Here is a 19,351-nt window from a genome sequence, read left to right on the forward strand (position 1 = left end):
CGGAGGTTTACCATGTCTAATCGTTATGCTGATGCGAATTTAAAGATATTCTCTTTGAATTCAAACCCTGAACTTGCCAAAGAAATTGCCGATCGTATCGGAGTTGATGTAGGAAAGAGCTCTGTTAAACGTTTTAGTGACGGTGAAGTCCAAATCAATATTGAAGAAAGTATCCGCGGCTGTGATTGTTATGTTATTCAATCTACTAGTGCGCCAGTCAATGAGCACATTATGGAGCTACTCATTATGGTAGATGCACTAAAACGCGCTTCTGCGAAAACGGTCAATATTGTAATCCCTTATTACGGATATGCACGTCAAGATCGTAAGGCGAAACCTCGTGAGCCAATCACGGCGAAGCTTTTTGCGAACTTACTTGAAACAGCAGGTGCTACACGTGTCATTGCACTTGATCTTCATGCACCGCAAATCCAAGGTTTCTTTGATATTCCAATCGATAACTTAATGGCTGTGCCAATCTTAACAAACTATTTTGAACAGAAAAACTTGAATGATATCGTTGTTGTGTCTCCTGACCACGGTGGTGTTACGCGTGCGCGCAAAATGGCGGACCGCCTGAAAGCACCGATCGCAATTATCGACAAACGTCGTCCGAAGCCGAACGTGGCTGAAGTGATGAACATCATTGGGAACATTGAAGGCAAAACGGCGATTCTCATCGATGATATCATTGATACAGCTGGTACGATTACACTTGCTGCAAATGCACTTGTGGAAAATGGAGCGGCTGAAGTCTATGCTTGTTGTACTCACCCAGTATTGTCTGGACCAGCAGTAGAACGTATTACAAACTCTAAAATTAAAGAATTAGTTGTGACAAACAGTATTCACTTAACAGATGACAAGAAAGTTGGAAAATTCATTCCGCTTTCAGTTGGGCCTTTGCTTGCAGAAGCCATCATTCGTGTACATGAAGAAGAATCTGTGAGCTACCTTTTCAGCTAATTTTCTGATTGAAAAAGGCCCTAGGCATCAGCTTGGGGTCTTTTTGCTGTGATAAATGAAAGCCAAACATGTTTAAAATGATTCAGTTATGGGTATTTATGAAAGTAGTGACAAAAAAGAAATAGGATGGTGCTGAATATGGCAACTTTAAAAGCAAATAAAAGAACTGATTTCAAACGTTCCACACTGCAAAAAATCCGTCATTCAGGACACGTTCCTGGTGTCATATACGGAAAAAATACAGACAACCTGGCTGTTTCATTAGACAGTATTGATTTATTAAAGACATTACGTGATGAAGGAAAAAACACAATCATCACATTAGACGTTGGCGGTGAAACAAAATCTGTGATGGTAACAGAACTGCAAACAGATCCGTTGAAAAATGAGCTTGTCCACGCTGATTTCCAAGTGGTCGACTTACAGCGAGAAATTGACGCAGATGTACCTGTACAACTCATTGGCGAATCCAAAGGTGTAAAGGATGGCGGTGTGCTTCAGCAGCCACTATTTGAGCTATCCATTACAGCGAAACCAAAGGATATCCCGCAAAATATTGAAGCTGATATTACAAACTTAGAAGTAAATGACGTACTAACAGTTGGTGATCTGTCTGTTCAGTCTACGTATCAAATTAATAATGATCCAGAAGAAGTTGTTGCTTCGATCTTACCGCCTCAGCAATCAGAGGTTCCAGAGCCAGATAGTGAAGAGGAAACGCAAGAGCCTGAGGCCATTAAAGAAAAAGATGACAGCGAAGAATAACTGGTCAATTAGAGACGTAACCCTCCCGCGGTTACGTCTTTTGTGCTAGAATGAAAAGAATTCATACGTTTTGCATGAGGCAATCACATTGGCTCATTTTTTAGGCGTGTGCATGTGCGACAAAGGAGGTTATTGGTTTCATGATTGCGTTCGTTGGATTGGGTAATCCAGGAAAAGAATATGAAAAAACAAGACATAACGTCGGGTTTATGACAATAGATGAACTATCAAAAAAATGGGACATCCCATTAAATCAATCAAAATTCCATGGACAATATGGAACTGGGTTTGTTTCGGGGCAAAAGGTTCTACTTGTGAAGCCTCTTACATATATGAACTTATCAGGGGAATGTGTGCGTCCGCTGATGGATTACTATGATATTCCCCTTGAACATTTGAAGGTCATCTATGATGATCTTGATTTGCCAACGGGCCGGATTCGTTTGCGTACTAAAGGAAGTGCAGGCGGACATAACGGAATCAAATCGTTGATTCAGCATTTAGGTTCACCAGAGTTTGACCGATTCCGTATCGGCATCGGCCGTCCACAAAACGGCATGAAGGTCGTCGATTACGTACTAGGACGCTTCTCAGAGGAAGAACAGCCTGATATCTCATCTGCTATTCAAGCATCTGTTGAAGCTTGTGAAGCGGCTTTAACAAAGCCATTTTTAGAAGTGATGAATGATTTTAACAAGAAGGTATAAGAATGATAAGCAAAGCACATACTGATCATAAAATCTCAGCATGGGAGGATCACGTATGGCTTTGCACTATTACTGCCGGCACTGTGGTGTAAAGGTTGGCAGTCTAGATGAATCCGCTGTCCAAAGTGAAGCACTTGGATTTCATCACTTAACAAATGAGGAAAGAAACGATATGATTTCTTATAGGGAAAATGGTGATTTACATGTACAAACCATTTGTGAGGATTGCCAAGAGGCGCTCGAAAGAAATCCTGATTACCATCAGTATCATACCTTTATTCAATAAAAAGCTTTGGTGTAGATAATAGACCAAAGCGTTTTTCTGTTTTAAACAAGCAGGGAGGAGGAGCCAAATGAAAAATATACAATCATTTATCAAACAAAGTGATGATTTTCAGTCCATTTTTAATGGGCTAAAGGAAGGTTTAAAAGAACAACTGCTCGCCGGACTATCAGGCTCCGTCAGATCTTTATTTACAGCCGCCATATCAGACGAATTAAAGCGGCCGATGTTTATTGTGACACACAACTTATATCAAGCGCAGAAGGTCACAGATGATCTAGCAAGTGTGATGCCAGATCGCTCGGTCCTTCTTTATCCTGTCAATGAACTCATTGCATCTGAAATTGCTGTGGCAAGCCCTGAGCTTAGAGCGCAGCGTCTTGATGTATTGAATCGTCTCGCGAATGGAGAAAATCCGATTGTCGTGACCCCAGCAGCTGCAGTGCGTAGAATGCTTCCTCCTGTTGAGCTCTGGAAGGAGAGTCAGATCCATTTAAAGGTTGGTGAAGAAATTGATTTGGAGGCGTTTTCAAAACAACTCGTGCAAATCGGTTATGACCGGACGTCCATGGTCGCTGCGCCCGGAGACTTTAGTGTGCGCGGAGGAATCATTGACATTTATGCGTTAACGGAAGACCACCCGATCCGTATTGAGCTGTTTGATACAGAAGTGGATTCTATTCGGTCCTTCCACTCTGACACGCAGCGTTCATTGGAAACACTTCAAGAAATCAAGATTGGCCCGGCGAAAGAGCTGATTGTAAGAGGGCCTGAACGAGTGAGAGCGATTGAACAGCTTGACGAAGGTCTTGCCAGTAGCTTAAAGAAATTCAACTCGGATAAACAAAAAGAACTGCTCCATCAAAATATTTCTGCTGATCGTGAGAAGCTGCTAGAAGGTATTGTGACACAAGAAATGACGAAGTATCTGTCCTATTTCTATGAAAAGCCTGCTAGTTTGCTAGATTATACATCGCAGGATACGATTATCATTCTAGATGAAATCAGCAGAATTCAGGAGATGGAAGAACAGCTTGAACAGGAAGAAGCAGATTGGACAATTAGTCTGCTGGAAGAAGGGAATATCCTGCATGATCTAGCCCTTTCCTTCCCATTTCAAGAGCTGTTCAATCAGCAATCGAGATCGATTCTGTACTATTCCTTATTTTTGAGACATGTTCAGCAGACCAATCCGCAAAATATCGTCAATGTATCTAGTAAGCAAATGCAGAATTTCCACGGGCAGATGAATGTGCTTGCAAGTGAAATTGAACGCTACAAAAAGCAGAATTATACGGTAGTCTTTTTAGGTGCGGATGAAGAGCGGACAGAGAAGCTGTCATCTGTCTTGCATGATTATGACATTGAAGCAGCTCTTGCTAAACCTGATGCTGAGCTTGTCAGCGGGCAAGTATATATTTTACAAGGTGAGCTGCAAACAGGTTTTGAACTGCCTTTATCCAAAATTGCTGTCATTACAGAGGGTGAACTTTTCAAGAAACGTGTGAAGAAGCAGGCACGTAAGCAAAAGCTGACGAACGCAGAGCGAATCAAAAGCTATTCAGAGCTGCAAGTGGGCGATTACGTGGTGCACATTAACCACGGGATCGGTAAGTATTTAGGAATTGAAACGCTTGAAATTGGCGGCATTCATAAAGATTATTTAAATATTCATTATCAAGGAAGCGACAAGCTTTATGTCCCTGTTGAACAAATTGATCAGGTGCAGAAGTATGTAGGGTCAGAAGGAAAAGAACCAAAGCTATACAAACTAGGCGGCAGCGACTGGAAACGCGTGAAGAAAAAAGTAGAATCATCTGTGCAGGACATTGCAGATGATCTGATTAAGCTGTACGCAGAACGTGAAGCAAGCAAAGGGTATGCTTTCTCGCCTGACCATGAGATGCAGCGCCAGTTTGAATCTGCATTCCCTTACCAAGAAACAGACGATCAAATTCGCTCGATTCATGAAATCAAGCAAGACATGGAGCGGGAGCGCCCGATGGATCGTCTGCTTTGTGGAGATGTGGGCTATGGAAAAACAGAGGTGGCGATTCGAGCGGCCTTCAAAGCCATTGCTGACGGGAAGCAGGTGGCACTGCTTGTACCAACAACGATCTTAGCGCAGCAGCATTTTGACACGATTATGGACAGATTCCAAGACTATCCTGTTAAAATTGCTCAGCTTAGCCGCTTCCGTACACGAAAAGAAACAACAGAAACATTAAAAGGGCTGAAAAACGGAACGATTGATATGGTCATCGGGACGCATCGTCTTCTTTCAAAAGACATTGTGTACAAGGATTTAGGACTGTTAATTATCGATGAAGAGCAGCGCTTCGGTGTGACGCATAAAGAGAAAATTAAACAAATGAAAGCCAATATTGATGTGCTGACGTTAACGGCAACGCCAATTCCTCGTACGCTTCATATGTCGATGCTTGGCGTACGTGACTTATCTGTTATTGAAACGCCACCTGAGAACCGTTTCCCAGTTCAAACCTATGTTGTCGAGTACAATGGTGCGTTAGTTAGAGAAGCCATTGAGCGAGAACTGGCAAGAGGCGGTCAAGTGTACTTCCTTTATAACCGAGTGGAGGATATTGAACGAAAAGCAGATGAAATCTCGATGCTTGTTCCAGACGCAAAAGTAAGCTACGCACACGGGAAAATGAGTGAGAACGAGCTGGAATCCGTAATGATTAATTTCCTAGAAGGTGAATCGGATGTACTCGTCAGTACAACCATTATCGAAACGGGCGTAGACATACCAAATGTGAACACGCTCATTGTTCACGATGCTGATAAAATGGGGCTTTCGCAGCTGTACCAGTTAAGAGGACGAGTTGGGCGCTCGAATCGTGTGGCCTATGCTTATTTCACTTATCGAAAAGATAAAGTGCTTTCTGAAGTAGCTGAGAAAAGACTTCAAGCTATTAAAGAATTCACCGAGCTTGGGTCAGGCTTTAAAATTGCGATGCGTGACTTAACGATTCGAGGAGCAGGAAATTTACTTGGTGCACAGCAGCATGGATTTATTGATTCTGTAGGATTCGACCTTTACTCTCAAATGCTGAAAGAAGCCATTGAAGAAAGAAGAGGCGATACGACTGCTCAAGAAAAATTTGAGCCAGAAATTGATCTCCAAATTGATGCCTACATTCCAGATACTTATATTTCTGATGGCAAACAAAAGATCGAGATGTATAAACAGTTTAGAGCGATTGGATCAATAGAAGAGCGGAAAGAGCTTCAAGATGAAATGATTGACCGATTCGGAGAATATCCGCAAGAAGTGGCTGATTTGTTCACGATTGCGACGATGAAGGTGTACGCTGTGCAGGAACGTGTCGAGTTGATCAAGATGGAGAAAGGCATTGTCAGACTCACTCTCGATGAAAAAGCAAGCAGCGACATCGATGGTCAAAAATTATTTGAGCTTGGCAGTCAATATGGACGTGATATCGGTCTTGGCATGGAAGGCAGCAAGCTGATTATTTCTGTCCAAACAAAAGGCAAGAAAACGGAGGAGTGGCTTGAAGTCGTTCTTCGTATGCTTCGAGGTCTTCAAGATGTGAAAAAAGAAACCATTCCATCTTCATAAAATTTTGTTGGTCTCTCGTGTATATTACGTTTGATGTGACGGATACTAATCTCAGGGTCAAGTGGTGAATGTTGCATAAAGTGGACGCTTTTGTTCCATTCACCCAACACATCATCAAACGAAAGAGAGGCAGCAGTGAATGAAAGCAACTGGAATTGTACGCCGCATCGATGATCTAGGTAGAGTGGTTATACCGAAGGAGATTCGCAGAACATTGCGTATCCGGGAAGGAGATCCACTTGAGATTTTTGTCGACCGCGATGGAGAAGTCATTTTGAAGAAGTATTCACCGATTAGTGAGCTAGGAGACTTTGCGAAGGAATATGCTGATGCTTTATTCGACAGTTTGGGTCATTCTATCCTCATCTGTGATCGTGATACGTATATTGCTGTATCCGGCAGTTCAAAAAAAGAGTACTTAAACAAATCCATTAGTGATTTACTTGAACGAACAATGGATCAGCGTAATTCTGTATTAGAGGACAGCAAGAAAGAAATTCAGCTTGTGGATGGTATTGATGATGATGTATCAGCTTATACCATTGCACCTATTGTTGCAAACGGAGATCCAATTGGCGCCGTCGTTTTATTTTCTAAAGAGCGTTCAATGGGAGAAGTGGAGCATAAAGCGGCAGAAACGGCAGCTGGCTTCTTAGCCCGTCAAATGGAACACTAGGTCTAATAATTGTATATCATTTTGATAAAACGAAAGAATGCCGATGAAATCATTTTGATTTTGTCGGCGTTTTTTTATATGGAATGAAACAAAACGAGGAATGTGCCGTCTACTCCTTATAAAGAAACGGCTTTTCATTCACGTATGATATAATGAGTGCGTTTAAATGCAGGTATATTTTTTGATTGAACATAAAGGAGTCATCTATGAAAAATGCTGTGAATCAGCCGCATTGGCTTTTCCAAGGTGCGGTGATTTTAACCATCGCAGGCTTGTTATCAAAGGTACTGAGTGCCGTATATCGTGTCCCTTTTCAAAATATCGTAGGAGACACAGGTTTTTATATTTATCAGCAGGTCTATCCCTTTCTTGGCATTGCGATCATGCTCGGCACCACTGGTTTTCCTGTGATGGTGTCCAAGCTCCTGAGCGAGCATGGTGAGGAGAATCGCCGAATCATTACAAAGGTATCCTTGGTGTATATCACTTTGCTGAGCTTGGTCTTATTTCTTTGTTTATATATAGGAGCAGGCACAATTGCGAATCTCATGGCGGACAGTCAATTAATGCTTCTCATCCAGATGAGTTCGTTTGTGTTTTTATTTCTGCCACTTACCGTGATGCTGAGGGGTGTTTTTCAGAGTGATGGGCTGATGCTCCCCACTGCGGTCTCTCAATTGGCTGAGCAGCTCATCAGAGTAGGCGTCCTGCTTGTTTTATCTTTCTATTTCGTGAGACATGGCTATTCGCTTTATGAAACAGGAGCGGGTGCAGTGTTCTCTTCTATAGCTGGAAGTGCTGCTTCACTCCTTTTGCTTCTTTTCCTTTGGCTGACCTATCGGAAGCGGTTGTCAGCGAGCAAGACATTAAAACAGGCTACACTGCGGAAAAAAGATGTGCTGAAGAGTTTGGTGCTGTATACATTGACGATTTGTGTAAGTGGATTGCTGATCCTATGGATGCAAATGATCGATGCTTTTCACTTGTATGCGCTACTGCGCAGTGAGGGACTGAGTGAAGCAGCTGCAAAGGCGGCAAAAGGCGTATATGACCGAGGTCAGCCGTTCCTGCAGCTCGGGACGGTGTTTGCAATTAGTATCGGGACGTCTCTTGTTCCGTTTTTGTCGTCGGCCTTAAGAAAAGGTCAGCATGAAGCAATTCGTGAAAAAGTACGTACATCGTTTAAGGCAACATCGGTGCTGGGGATTGGTTCAGCTGTCGGGCTTATATGTATTTTATCGTCTGTGAACATTATGCTTTTTCGTAATGACTTAGGGACAGATGCGCTGCAAATATTTTGCATATCCATTGCCTTTACATCAATGGCGATTACGCAAACCGCTTTACTTCAGGGTCTGGGACATACCGTGTACCCGGCTGTTGTGGTCCTGATCAGTGTACTGGTGAAATGGGGGCTGACGCTGGCTCTTGTCCCGTTATTCGGCATTTATGGAGCCGCATGGTCGACTGTTTGTGGGTTTCTCGCCGCCGCTGCGCTCAATGCGGTGTATTTGAAGCATAAAGGGTGGATTTCAATAAGAGAGCTATTCCCAGTGAAAATTCTTTTATCAGCAGCATTCATGGCTGTCGTTTTAATTGGATATCAGGCATTGTTTTCTTGGGTCATTCCCTTTGAGAAACGTCCGTTTTCTGTTTTAGAGAGCCTGACTTCAGTTTTTATTGGTGGTTTCGCCTTTTTATATAGTATTCTTAAGCTAGACGTATTTACGGAAGAGGAATGGAGACTCATTCCATTAGGAGAAAAGATTTTATATTTTAAACAGATGAGAGGGAATTGAAATGGCAGGTAAGATTACAGTCGTTGGTCTAGGGGCAGGCGACATGGATCAGCTAACGCTCGGTGTATATAAGCAGCTGAAGCAGGCGAAAGAAGTATACATGAGAACGCAGGATCATCCACTCACCGCAGAATTGATGCAGGAGGTCCCGTCTCTGACCTTTTTTGATGAGATATATGAAAAGCATGATCAGTTTGATGCAGTGTATGAGGAAATCACAGACATTCTCTTCCGAGAGGCTGAGGAGAAAGATATTGTGTATGCAGTACCAGGTCACCCTTTTGTAGCGGAAAAGACAGTGCAGCTTCTTGTTTCACAACAGAAGGAGCGCGGGGTTGAGGTGTACGTGGCTGGTGGACAAAGCTTTTTGGATGCGACGTTTAATTCCTTACAGATTGACCCAATTGAAGGGCTGCAATTCGTTGACGCAGGGGATATGAGAGCGGATGATCTGAAGTTGACCCAGCATGTGTTGATCTGTCAAGTATATGATCAGATGACAGCCTCGAATGTGAAGCTGACCCTCATGGAAAAGCTACCTGACGATTATGAAGTCTTTATCGTAACGGCAGCTGGAAGCAGTCAGGAACAGATTACAGGTGTTCCTTTATTTGAACTTGATCGAGATGTGTCGATAAATAACTTAACGAGTGTTTATGTGCCTCCAATCCAAGATGAAAAGCTACTCTATCAACAATTTGACACTTTCCGTGAAGTCATTCGTACATTAAGAGGTCCTGACGGCTGTCCTTGGGATCAAAAACAAACGAATGAGTCGCTCAAACCATATCTAATTGAAGAATGTTATGAGCTGCTGGAAGCTATAGATGAAGACGATCCAGATCATATGGTTGAAGAACTCGGAGATGTACTGCTTCAAGTTTTACTCCATGCTCAAATTGGTGAAGATGATGGTTATTTCTCAATGGATGACGTCATCCAGCATGTCACAGAAAAAATGATTCGACGACATCCGCATGTGTTTGGTGATACCGATGTGTCTGAAGCATCAGATGTCGTCGCCAACTGGGAAAAAATCAAGCAGCAGGAAAAACCGGAGCGAGCAGCATCTATTTTGCAATCCATTCCAACGACTCTTCCAGCTTTAACAAAAGCCTATAAGCTCCAAAAGAAAGCAGCGAAAGTGGGCTTCGATTGGACAGAAGTAGATGATATTTGGAACAAATACGAAGAGGAAAAGCAGGAGTTCCTTGTGGAAGTGGCAGAGAAAAAGGATGAAGGTGCAACAAAGCAGATGAAGGATGAATTTGGGGATCTTTTATTTGTTCTCGTCAACATCGGCAGATTTTATCACCTAGAGCCTGAAACCGCCCTCTCTTCTGCAAACACAAAATTTATGCGGCGCTTTCAGCATATTGAACAAAAAGCAAAGGACATAGGGCGTTCACTAGAGGACTTGACCCTAGAAGAAATGGACGATCTGTGGAACGATGCTAAACGCATAGAAAGAGGTGAACATACATGAGACTAGATAAATTCTTAAAAGTGTCTCGTTTAATCAAAAGAAGAACATTGGCAAAAGAAGTAGCCGATCAAGGGAGAATTTCCATTAATGGCACGCAGGCGAAAGCCAGCTCTGACGTGAAAGAAGGGGACGAGCTTCAAATCCGCTTCGGCCAAAAGCTTGTGACTGTTCAAGTCAACGAGTTAAAAGACACAACGAAAAAAGAAGAAGCTGCTGGCATGTATACCGTGCTAAAAGAAGAGAAAACAGCAGAATAGGGCTTGTTCTAAATGTCCCGCCTGTCACATACAATGCAGTAACAATGCAAGTATGAGATATGGGGGATGTATAAATGAATCAATATTATAATCAACCTCAAGGCACGAAGTTGTCATCAGAAGCCGAGCATCATGTCACAATGCGCAACAGAAAGCATTTAGATATTACCGGAGTCAAACAAGTCGAGAGCTTTGATAATGAAGAATTTCTGCTTGAGACTGTCATGGGAGTCCTCGCCATTCGTGGAGAAAATCTGCAAATGAAAAACTTAGATGTAGAAAAGGGCGTTGTGTCCATTAAAGGGCGTGTCTTTGACTTAATCTATGTAGATGAGCAGCACGGGGAGAAAGCTAAAGGATTTTTTAGCAAGCTGTTTAAATGACACTGACGGTCCAGTTTTATACGATGCTTTCAATGGCGGCGATGGGCATCTGGCTGGGCGCATCGCTGGATACGTACAAGCTGTTTGTGAACCGGGAAAAAACAGCAAAATGGCTGCTGGTCATTCACGACCTCCTTTTTTGGGTGGTGCAGGGTCTCTTATTCTTTTATGTCCTGCTGCTGACCAATGAGGGAGAATTCAGGCTTTATATTTTTCTAGCTGTTGCTTTAGGTTTCTCGATGTACCAGGCATTGATGAAACAGCTGTATATGAACATCCTCAAGTTTGTGATGAGGTGTATTTATCAGACTGTTCTCGTCCTGAAAAGGCTGATCATGTCGATGGTTTTCCAGCCCATTCGCTGGATCGTTGGTTTGATCATAAGTGCTCTTCTGTTCTTGTTCCACTCGCTCTTACGCCTTGTTCGTTTTGCGTTTCGACTCGTGTGGAAGGTGCTGTATATTGTTTGTTATCCGCTTATTTGGTTACTCAATGTAACCATTATTCATCGAATTCCCGAAAAATGGCGAACATCAATGAGGTTGTTTTTCTCAAAAGGAGCAGGAATTTTACAAGGGATCAAGAAATTATCTCGTACCATGAAAACGAAATGGAAACAATTCTGGACAAAGTAAGAGAGGAGGCCTTCATCCTTGAACGAGAGAAAAAGAAATATCGCACAAATTCAAAATGATTATCAAAAACAAATGGAACAGCAAGCGCAGCGCCTAAAACGCAAACGCCGGGGACTCCTTAGAAGGCTTACCGTGTTTGGAGTCATTGTGCTCATGTTTGCTGTTTTGGTAACAAGTGCCCTCTGGTCGCAATCGTCTGCATTGAAAGAAAAAGAAGAGAAGAAGGTTGCGCTTGAAAAAGAATTGAAGCAATTACAAACAAAGCAGGAAGATATTTCTGATGAAATCAAAAAGCTGAAAAGCAAAGAATACGTACTCGAACTGGCACGACGGGACTATTATATGTCTAAAAAAGGCGAAAAAATCTTTGATGTGGGCAATAAGAGCGATTAGCCTTGTTGACACTTAAAATTCAGTTTATGTATAATTGAACAAATGAGATTTTTTTATAAGTCTAAGGAGGAGCACTTTTTTTATGTCGATTGAAGTTGGCAGCAAGTTACAAGGGAAAGTTACGGGCATTACAAATTTTGGAGCTTTTGTGGAGTTGCCAGGCGGTTCAACTGGTCTCGTTCATATCAGTGAGGTAGCCGATAACTATGTAAAAGATATTAATGAGCATTTAAAAGTCGGTGAACAAGTTGAAGTGAAAGTGATTAACGTTGAAAAAGACGGTAAAATCGGCTTGTCCATTAAAAAAGCAAAAGATCGTCCTCAACAACAACAATCAAGACCGAGCAGAAATGATTTCCGTCCGAAGGAATCGTTTGAGCAAAAAATGAACAAATTCTTAAAAGATAGTGAAGACCGCTTAACATCTTTAAAACGTAACACGGAATCAAAACGTGGGGGACGCGGAGCAAGAAGAGGTTAACTTGTTGCTGCTTTCTATATATCTTTCACAACAAAGCACCTGCTGTTTAGCGGGTGCTTTTTTTCAATACAAATTCAACGTTTTTTGTGATTTCGCCATTTAATTTAAAACTTTCTATTGACGGACAAGCGAATCCTTTGTATTATAGTTCTTGTGCTTCTTAGCGCATTTTATATTATGGCGGTGTAGCTCAGCTGGCTAGAGCGTACGGTTCATACCCGTGAGGTCGGGGGTTCGATCCCCTCCGCCGCTATCCTTTTAAAAAGAACGATAAGCAAGGCCCGTTGGTCAAGCGGTTAAGACACCGCCCTTTCACGGCGGTAACACGGGTTCGAATCCCGTACGGGTCATCTTCCAAACAGCTTTCTATAGGAAAGCTGTTTTTTTGTGCTTTCGTAAAATTCTGATGAAAGACATCGACTTTCAAGAAAGTATGCCTTTTTGGCAAATAAAGCGTCGAACGTTTTATGGAAACGACAACTTCTTTTGACAAAATTTCTTTTTCACCTTCGCTATAATGACAAGCAACGAATATCAGGTGGGGGATGAAAAGATGGAAAAACTAGAAAGAAGAACTGATTTAACGGGAGCCGGGTTTGAAAGAATCAGTGCAGGGTTAAAAAAGATGAAAAACCTGTTTCTTCATCATACGCATTCTCTTTTTTTCTATAAAGGGTTTATTTATGTTGTTCTGGGCTTTTTATTGGGACGAGCCTTTATCTTATCTGAAATTATGCCGTTTGCATTGCCTTTCTTTGGGTCCATGCTGCTCATTAAAAGGGATAAAGCGATGCTTGCTTGTCTTGCTTTACTCGCTGGAGCGATGACGATATCACCTCAAAATGCATTATTCGTGTTTGCGTCATTGATCGTGTTCCTCCTCATGTCAAAGGTCGTTTCATTTATCATCAAAGACCCAGTGAAAACATTACCGGTTGTGATTGTGCTCTCAATGCTGATGACCAGGGGAACTTTTGTTTACCTCGAGCAGGGTGCGGTTCAAAGCTATGACTATGTGATGGCGGGGGTTGAAGCTGGACTTGCCTTCATTTTGACACTGATTTTTCTTCAAAGTTTGCCGATTTTTACAGTCAGGAAAATCAAACACTCTTTAAAGGTTGAAGAAATTATTTGCTTTATGATATTAATCGCTTCAGTTTTAACAGGTCTGGCTGGGATCACATTTCAAGGAATGCAGGCAGAGCATATTTTGTCACGATATGTAGTGCTGAGCTTTGCCTTTATTGGAGGAGCGAGTATTGGTTGTACAGTGGGTGTTGTAACTGGATTAATTCTTGGTCTCGCCAACATCGGCAACCTTTATCAGATGAGTCTGCTTGCCTTTTCGGGCTTATTAGGCGGATTACTAAAAGAGGGGAAAAAAGCAGGAGCCGCCATCGGCTTGATTGTGGGTTCTTTACTAATCTCCCTCTACGGTGAAGGGTCAGCAGGGCTGATGACCACGCTATATGAATCACTCATCGCAGTTGCACTGTTTTTGCTCACGCCACAGTCAGTAACGTCCAAGGTGGCAAAATATATTCCTGGTACGGTAGAGCATGTACAGGAACAGCAGCAATATGCCAGAAAAGTACGAGACGTGACAGCAAAAAAGGTAGATCAATTCTCTAATGTATTTCATGCGCTGTCTGAGAGTTTTGCGACATTTTACGAATCCATTCCTGAGGAGAAGAAGCAGGAAGAGGATGTAGATCTTTTTTTAAGTACGATCACAGAACGTTCCTGTCAAACGTGCTATAAGAAAAATAAATGCTGGGTGCAGAACTTTGATACAACCTATGAACTCATGAAACAAGTTATGCATGAATCTGATGAAAAAACGTACGAGCATAACCGGAAGTTGAAAAAGAAATTCAGTCAGCACTGCTCAAAATCAAAGCATGTAGAAGAATTGATTGAAGAGGAGATAGCTTACTATAAAGCAAATCAGACCTTAAAGAAAAAGGTCCAAGACAGCAGACGCCTTGTGGCCGAACAACTGATGGGTGTTTCACAAGTCATGGAGGATTTTTCCCGGGAAATAAAACGAGAAAGAGAGCAGCATTTTATTCAGGAAGAGCAGATGATAGAAGCACTTCAGAACTTTGGAATTGAAATTCAGCAAGTTGAAATTTATAGCTTAGAACAGGGAAATGTTGATATAGAGATGAGAATTCCCTATTGCCAAGGTCATGGGGAATGCGAAAAAATCATCGCTCCAATGCTCTCGGATATTTTAGAAGAACAAGTTTTAGTCAAAGCAGAGCAGTGTGCGGAGCATCCAACAGGTTATTGTCATGTTGTATTCGGTTCTGCAAAATCGTATCGAGTGTCTACAGGTGTAGCACATGCAGCGAAAGGCGGAGGATTAGTATCTGGAGACAGCTACAGCATGATGGAGCTGGGTGCAGGTAAATATGCCGCAGCTATTAGTGATGGGATGGGAAATGGAGCAAGAGCCCATTTTGAAAGCAATGAAACGATCAAGCTGTTAGAAAAAATCTTGGCGTCTGGTATTGATGAAAAAGTAGCGATTAAAACGATTAATAGCATTTTATCTTTACGGACAACAGATGAAGTCTATTCCACATTAGACTTATCCATCATTGATTTACAGGATGCGAGCTGTAAGTTCCTCAAGATTGGCTCCACTCCAAGTTTTATTAAACGTGGTGATCAAGTGATGAAGGTACAGGCCAGCAACTTGCCTATTGGCATTATTGATGAATTCGAAGTAGAAGTGGTGAGTGAACAGATGAAGGCAGGAGATCTCCTTATCATGATGAGCGACGGTATCTTTGAAGGACCAAAGCATATCGAAAATCATGATTTGTGGGTCAAACGAAAAATGAAGAGCTTTAAAACAGAAGATCCGCAAGAGATTGCTGATTTATTAATGGAGGAGGTCATTCGCACAAGAGCAGGTCAAATCGATGACGATATGACGGTTGTCGTTATTAGGCTCGACCACAATACACCAAAATGGGCATCCATTCCGACCGGTACATTCTATCTCCAGAAACAAGAGATTTCTTGAAATATCGTATAATATGAATTTCTTCTGGCGATGATGGGGATATAAGCATTCAGTTACAATCCCAGGAGGAATGAAGATGCGAAAAGGTCACGTAAACCAAATCTTACTGATTACAGATGGCTGCTCAAATCATGGGGAAGACCCACTTGCGATTGCCGCATTGGCAAAGGAGCAAGGGATCACAGTCAATGTCATTGGCATTATGGAAGAGAACAGACACGATCATGAAGCGATGAAAGAAGTAGAGGGGATTGCTCTAGCAGGCGGAGGCATTCATCAGGTTGTCTACGTTCAGCAATTGTCTCAAACCGTACAAATGGTTACAAAAAAGGCGATGACGCAAACGTTACAAGGTGTTGTGAATAAAGAATTGCAGCAAATTCTTGGCAAAGATACTGAAATTGAAGAACTTCCCCCAGATAAGCGTGGAGAAGTGATGGAAGTTGTGGACGAGCTCGGTGAGACAGTTCATCTTCAAGTGCTTGTGCTTGTGGATACGAGTGCAAGTATGAAACCGAAGTTGCCAACGGTCAAAGAAGCACTCATCGATCTCTCTATTAGTCTAAATTCGAGAATTGGTGAAAATCAGTTTGGGATGTGTGTATTTCCCGGGAAAAGCTCAGATGCAGAAATTGTGTTGAACTGGACGCCACGGTTCGATTCGTTATCATCGATTTTCCCGAAGCTGACAACAGGAGGAATTACACCGACAGGACCAGCAATTCGAGAAGCACTCCAGCATTTCAAATCAGTTCGTTCACGAAAAGGGCTGCTTGAAGCGAAGGAAGAACATGATGAATTCGGCTTCTAACATCCCATTAGGTACAATGATAAAAGGAAAGTGGCATCACCAACATTACCGCATTGTAAAAGAGCTGGGAAAAGGGGCGAACGGTGTGGTTTATCTGGCCGAATCGCCAAAGGGACAAGTGGCCCTTAAAGTGAGTGATGACAGTATGCTCATTGCATCTGAAGTCAATGTATTAAAATCCTTTTCAAAGGCTCCTGTGAAAACCATGGGGCCTTCTTTTTATGATATGGATGATGCTCTTTATCCTGGAATGTCAGAGAAACGGTCGTTTTATGTCATGGAGTATGTCAGAGGTCCATTGCTGCTTGAATTTGTGAAAAAAAAAGGCGATGAATGGATCGTCGTTCTCATGATTCAACTGTTGTCTAACCTTGCTCACTTACATAAGGAAGGCTGGATCTTCGGTGACTTGAAGCCTGATAATCTCATCGTTTCAGGCCCCCCAGCTACCATTCGTTGTATTGATGTTGGAGGAACAACGAAGGCAGGAAGGGCGATTAAGGAATACACCGAGTTTTTTGACCGCGGCTACTGGGGCTTCGGTACAAGAAAAGCAGAACCTTCTTATGATCTATTTGCCTTAAGTATGGTCATGGTGAACTGTGCCTATAAAAAAGAATTTAAAAAAGGGGCAGAACCAGAAAAGCAGCTTTATCGAGCGATTGAAGGACATCCTTTATTAAAGCGATATGAGAGGGTGTTAAAAGCGGCTCTCCAAGGCAAATATCAATCAGCGGCAGACATGAAAAGCGCGATGTTGAAAGAAGGACAATTGCTTGCTTCAAGAAAAACACGACAAAAGAAGCCATCACAGCAAAATAGGCAAAAGCCAGCTGTTCCCCAACATCAACAGGCCGCACCTTCACGATCAAGAGTTGCTGCTGCGAAAAGAACATCAGTACGCAAAAAATCAGGCGGTCTTTTTGAAACCATTCTCATCTTATGCAGTGTGCTCGCTCTTTACTGTGCCTATGTGGTTTTATTCCTATTATAGAGCTGTAAAAAAGCAGGCTTCTTCTTTGCTTGGAGCTAATGAAAGTGATAGGATATGTATATCTTTAAATTACCTGCTCTTTGTGAGGAGGAAGTTGTGAATAGAATTGAATCTTTTTTGAAAAAACATGATGTTTTCCTTGAAAATACGACAGTCATTGTCGGGGTTTCTGGCGGACCAGATTCTATGCTCTTGCTGCATGAACTAAACAAACGTCGAAAAGGTTCCTTTCAGCTGATTGCAGCCCATGTAGATCACATGTTCAGAGGAGAAGAATCCTTTGCTGATTTGGCATTTGTTGAAGCGTACTGTAAAGAGCATGAGATCCTTTTTGAATCGGCTCGTATACAGGTCACCCAATATGCAAAAGAAAACCGCTTAAACAAACAGGCAGCTGCAAGAGAGTGCAGATATGCTTTCTTTCGTCAATTGATGGAACAGTACAACGCTCAATTTATAGCGCTTGCACATCATGGAGACGATCAAGTAGAAACAATGGTGATGAGGCTGACAAGAGGGACTGTTGGAATAGGACTCGCAGGTATGCAAGTAAAGCGCCCTTTTCAAGAAGGGTGGCTGATTCGTCCGCTGATTGGATATTCTAAGGATGATGTACTCACTGCTTGCGAAAAAGAACAAGTTCCTTATGTCATTGATCAAAGCAATCACACCGATGACTACTTGAGAAACCGGATCAGAAGACACGTTCTTCCCGTGTTAAAAGAAGAGGCACCTCATGTGCATGAAAGCTTTCAGTTTGTAAGTGACATGCTGACTGAGGATGAGCAGTACTTGCAGGCATTAACAAAGGATCAAATGCATCAAGTCATTACGAATCAAACGCCTAAGCAAATTGAGATCAAAACGAAGCCTTTGCTTGACCTGCCTTTGCCTTTACAAAGAAGAGGCATTCAACTAATATTAAACTATCTTTATGAAAACACTCAATCAGCGTTTTCAAACCAGCATATTCTAGGGACTTTGGACTGGTTATCTCATACTGATCAACCGTCTGGATCATTAGATTTGCCAAAAGGTTTACAAGCTGTCAAATCTTATGATCACTGTATGTTTACCTTTGAACGATCGCTTGTCATAGATCAGTCATATACTCATCATTTAAAAGGTGAGCTTGGCGAGGAACTTTTTCTCCCGAATGGACAGTCTATCTTGGTATCAAATCATGTTCCGAAGGATGCACGGAACGGAAACCATTTTTTCTTGCTTCAAAAAGATCATGTTCGTCTTCCTTTGATCATTCGCTCACGAAAAAATGGTGATCGAATCAAACTTAAAGGGATGAATGGATCAAAAAAGGTGAAAGATATATTTATTGATAAAAAAGTGCCTCTTGCAGAAAGAGACAGCTGGCCGATCGTCACTGACTCGGATCATCAAATCATCTGGATCCCAGGTCTGAAAAAATCCGTTTTTGAAGAAATTGATATGACAAACAGCGATCTCATTGTATTACAATATAGACAGCACGAAAATTTGTAGGGGGCAAGCAAAAGCATGAAACAAGATATTGAAAAGATTTTGATCTCAGAAGAAGAGATCCAGCTAAAAGTGAAAGAACTGGGTGCAACATTAACCAGCGATTATGATGGTAAATTTCCCCTGGCTATTGGTGTTTTGAAAGGGGCTCTTCCATTCATGGCAGACCTGATCAAACACATTGATACATATTTAGAGCTTGATTTTATGGATGTATCTAGCTACGGAAAGTCTACCGTATCTTCTGGAGAAGTGAAGATCATCAAAGATCTAGATACTTCTGTTGAAGGAAGAGATATTCTAATTATGGAAGATATCATCGACAGTGGGTTAACTTTGAGTTATCTGGTAGAGCTTTTCCGATACCGTAAAGCAAACTCCATTAAAATTGTGACATTGCTTGATAAACCAAGCGGCCGCAAAGCAGACATCAAAGCAGATTATGTTGGGTTTGAAGTACCAGATGCATTTGTTGTTGGCTATGGATTGGATTTTGCCGAACGTTACCGAAACCTCCCGTATATTGGAGTGTTAAAACCATCTGTTTACGAAGGCTAATGAGCACACGTTTACATGA

General features: G+C 42.1%; 18 protein-coding genes and 2 tRNA genes. All 20 read left to right on the plus strand.

Annotated features, from left to right (window positions below; all coding sequences use genetic code 11):
• Positions 1-12 precede the first annotated feature (12 nt).
• The 20 genes from NST24_RS00325 to hpt all read left to right on the plus strand — a co-directional run bounded on the left by NST24_RS00325 (position 13) and on the right by hpt (position 19,332).
• Positions 13-966: a ribose-phosphate diphosphokinase gene (locus tag NST24_RS00325; protein ID WP_003217907.1), complete on the plus strand. Its 954-nt coding sequence runs from the start codon at positions 13-15 to the stop codon at positions 964-966.
• Positions 967-1,104: 138 nt separating this feature from the next.
• Positions 1,105-1,731, plus strand: coding sequence for a 50S ribosomal protein L25/general stress protein Ctc (locus NST24_RS00330; protein WP_008341853.1), 627 nt, complete (start codon positions 1,105-1,107; stop codon positions 1,729-1,731).
• 140 nt (positions 1,732-1,871) lie between these two features.
• Complete coding sequence (gene pth, locus NST24_RS00335; protein WP_007496201.1) at positions 1,872-2,438, plus strand: aminoacyl-tRNA hydrolase; 567 nt, start codon at positions 1,872-1,874, stop codon at positions 2,436-2,438.
• A gap of 55 nt (positions 2,439-2,493) precedes the next feature.
• Positions 2,494-2,724, plus strand: coding sequence for an anti-sigma-F factor Fin family protein (locus NST24_RS00340; protein WP_003217967.1), 231 nt, complete (start codon positions 2,494-2,496; stop codon positions 2,722-2,724).
• A gap of 67 nt (positions 2,725-2,791) precedes the next feature.
• Positions 2,792-6,325, plus strand: coding sequence for a transcription-repair coupling factor (gene mfd, locus NST24_RS00345; RefSeq protein WP_035704068.1), 3,534 nt, complete (start codon positions 2,792-2,794; stop codon positions 6,323-6,325).
• A 139-nt stretch (positions 6,326-6,464) separates the two neighbouring features.
• Positions 6,465-7,001, plus strand: coding sequence for a stage V sporulation protein T (spoVT, locus tag NST24_RS00350; RefSeq protein WP_007496196.1), 537 nt, complete (start codon positions 6,465-6,467; stop codon positions 6,999-7,001).
• 206 nt (positions 7,002-7,207) lie between these two features.
• On the plus strand, positions 7,208-8,800 hold the full coding sequence (locus NST24_RS00355; RefSeq protein WP_342462166.1) for a polysaccharide biosynthesis protein: 1,593 nt from the start codon (positions 7,208-7,210) through the stop codon (positions 8,798-8,800).
• A gap of 1 nt (position 8,801) precedes the next feature.
• Positions 8,802-10,286 (plus strand): nucleoside triphosphate pyrophosphohydrolase, encoded by a 1,485-nt coding sequence (gene mazG / locus NST24_RS00360; RefSeq protein WP_342462167.1) that lies wholly within the window; start codon positions 8,802-8,804, stop codon positions 10,284-10,286.
• Entirely contained in the window at positions 10,283-10,543 is a 261-nt protein-coding gene (locus NST24_RS00365; RefSeq protein WP_008341839.1) for an RNA-binding S4 domain-containing protein, read from the plus strand. Before mazG ends, NST24_RS00365 begins: the two co-directional genes overlap by 4 nt.
• A 74-nt stretch (positions 10,544-10,617) precedes the next feature.
• Entirely contained in the window at positions 10,618-10,926 is a 309-nt protein-coding gene (gene yabP / locus NST24_RS00370; RefSeq protein ID WP_007496190.1) for a sporulation protein YabP, read from the plus strand.
• A complete protein-coding gene (gene yabQ / locus NST24_RS00375; protein WP_017359315.1) occupies positions 10,923-11,561 on the plus strand; it encodes a spore cortex biosynthesis protein YabQ in 639 nt (212 codons plus the stop codon). Before yabP ends, yabQ begins: the two co-directional genes overlap by 4 nt.
• Before the next feature lie 18 nt (positions 11,562-11,579).
• Positions 11,580-11,954 carry a septum formation initiator family protein gene (locus tag NST24_RS00380; RefSeq protein WP_007496186.1) on the plus strand — a complete coding sequence of 125 codons (375 nt, stop codon included), beginning with the start codon at positions 11,580-11,582 and terminating at the stop codon, positions 11,952-11,954.
• Positions 11,955-12,036: 82 nt separating this feature from the next.
• Positions 12,037-12,435: a S1 domain-containing RNA-binding protein gene (locus NST24_RS00385; protein ID WP_003217901.1), complete on the plus strand. Its 399-nt coding sequence runs from the start codon at positions 12,037-12,039 to the stop codon at positions 12,433-12,435.
• Between the two features lie 179 nt (positions 12,436-12,614).
• Positions 12,615-12,688: transfer RNA gene (locus tag NST24_RS00390), tRNA-Met, on the plus strand.
• Positions 12,689-12,713: 25 nt separating this feature from the next.
• Positions 12,714-12,785, plus strand: a tRNA-Glu gene (locus NST24_RS00395).
• Between the two features lie 203 nt (positions 12,786-12,988).
• Positions 12,989-15,472, plus strand: coding sequence for a stage II sporulation protein E (gene spoIIE / locus NST24_RS00400; RefSeq protein ID WP_025206603.1), 2,484 nt, complete (start codon positions 12,989-12,991; stop codon positions 15,470-15,472).
• Between the two features lie 76 nt (positions 15,473-15,548).
• Positions 15,549-16,283: a VWA domain-containing protein gene (locus NST24_RS00405; protein WP_135009441.1), complete on the plus strand. Its 735-nt coding sequence runs from the start codon at positions 15,549-15,551 to the stop codon at positions 16,281-16,283.
• Positions 16,267-17,277, plus strand: coding sequence for a protein kinase family protein (locus NST24_RS00410; RefSeq protein WP_217967966.1), 1,011 nt, complete (start codon positions 16,267-16,269; stop codon positions 17,275-17,277). Before NST24_RS00405 ends, NST24_RS00410 begins: the two co-directional genes overlap by 17 nt.
• Positions 17,278-17,373: 96 nt before the next feature.
• Positions 17,374-18,777, plus strand: coding sequence for a tRNA lysidine(34) synthetase TilS (gene tilS, locus NST24_RS00415; RefSeq protein WP_342462168.1), 1,404 nt, complete (start codon positions 17,374-17,376; stop codon positions 18,775-18,777).
• A 15-nt stretch (positions 18,778-18,792) separates the two neighbouring features.
• A complete protein-coding gene (gene hpt / locus NST24_RS00420) occupies positions 18,793-19,332 on the plus strand; it encodes a hypoxanthine phosphoribosyltransferase (RefSeq protein WP_007496175.1) in 540 nt (179 codons plus the stop codon).
• Positions 19,333-19,351: the final 19 nt, after the last annotated feature.

It is taken from the genome of Bacillus sp. FSL R5-0286 (assembly GCF_038593245.1).
GTDB lineage: Bacteria > Bacillota > Bacilli > Bacillales > Bacillaceae > Bacillus > Bacillus altitudinis.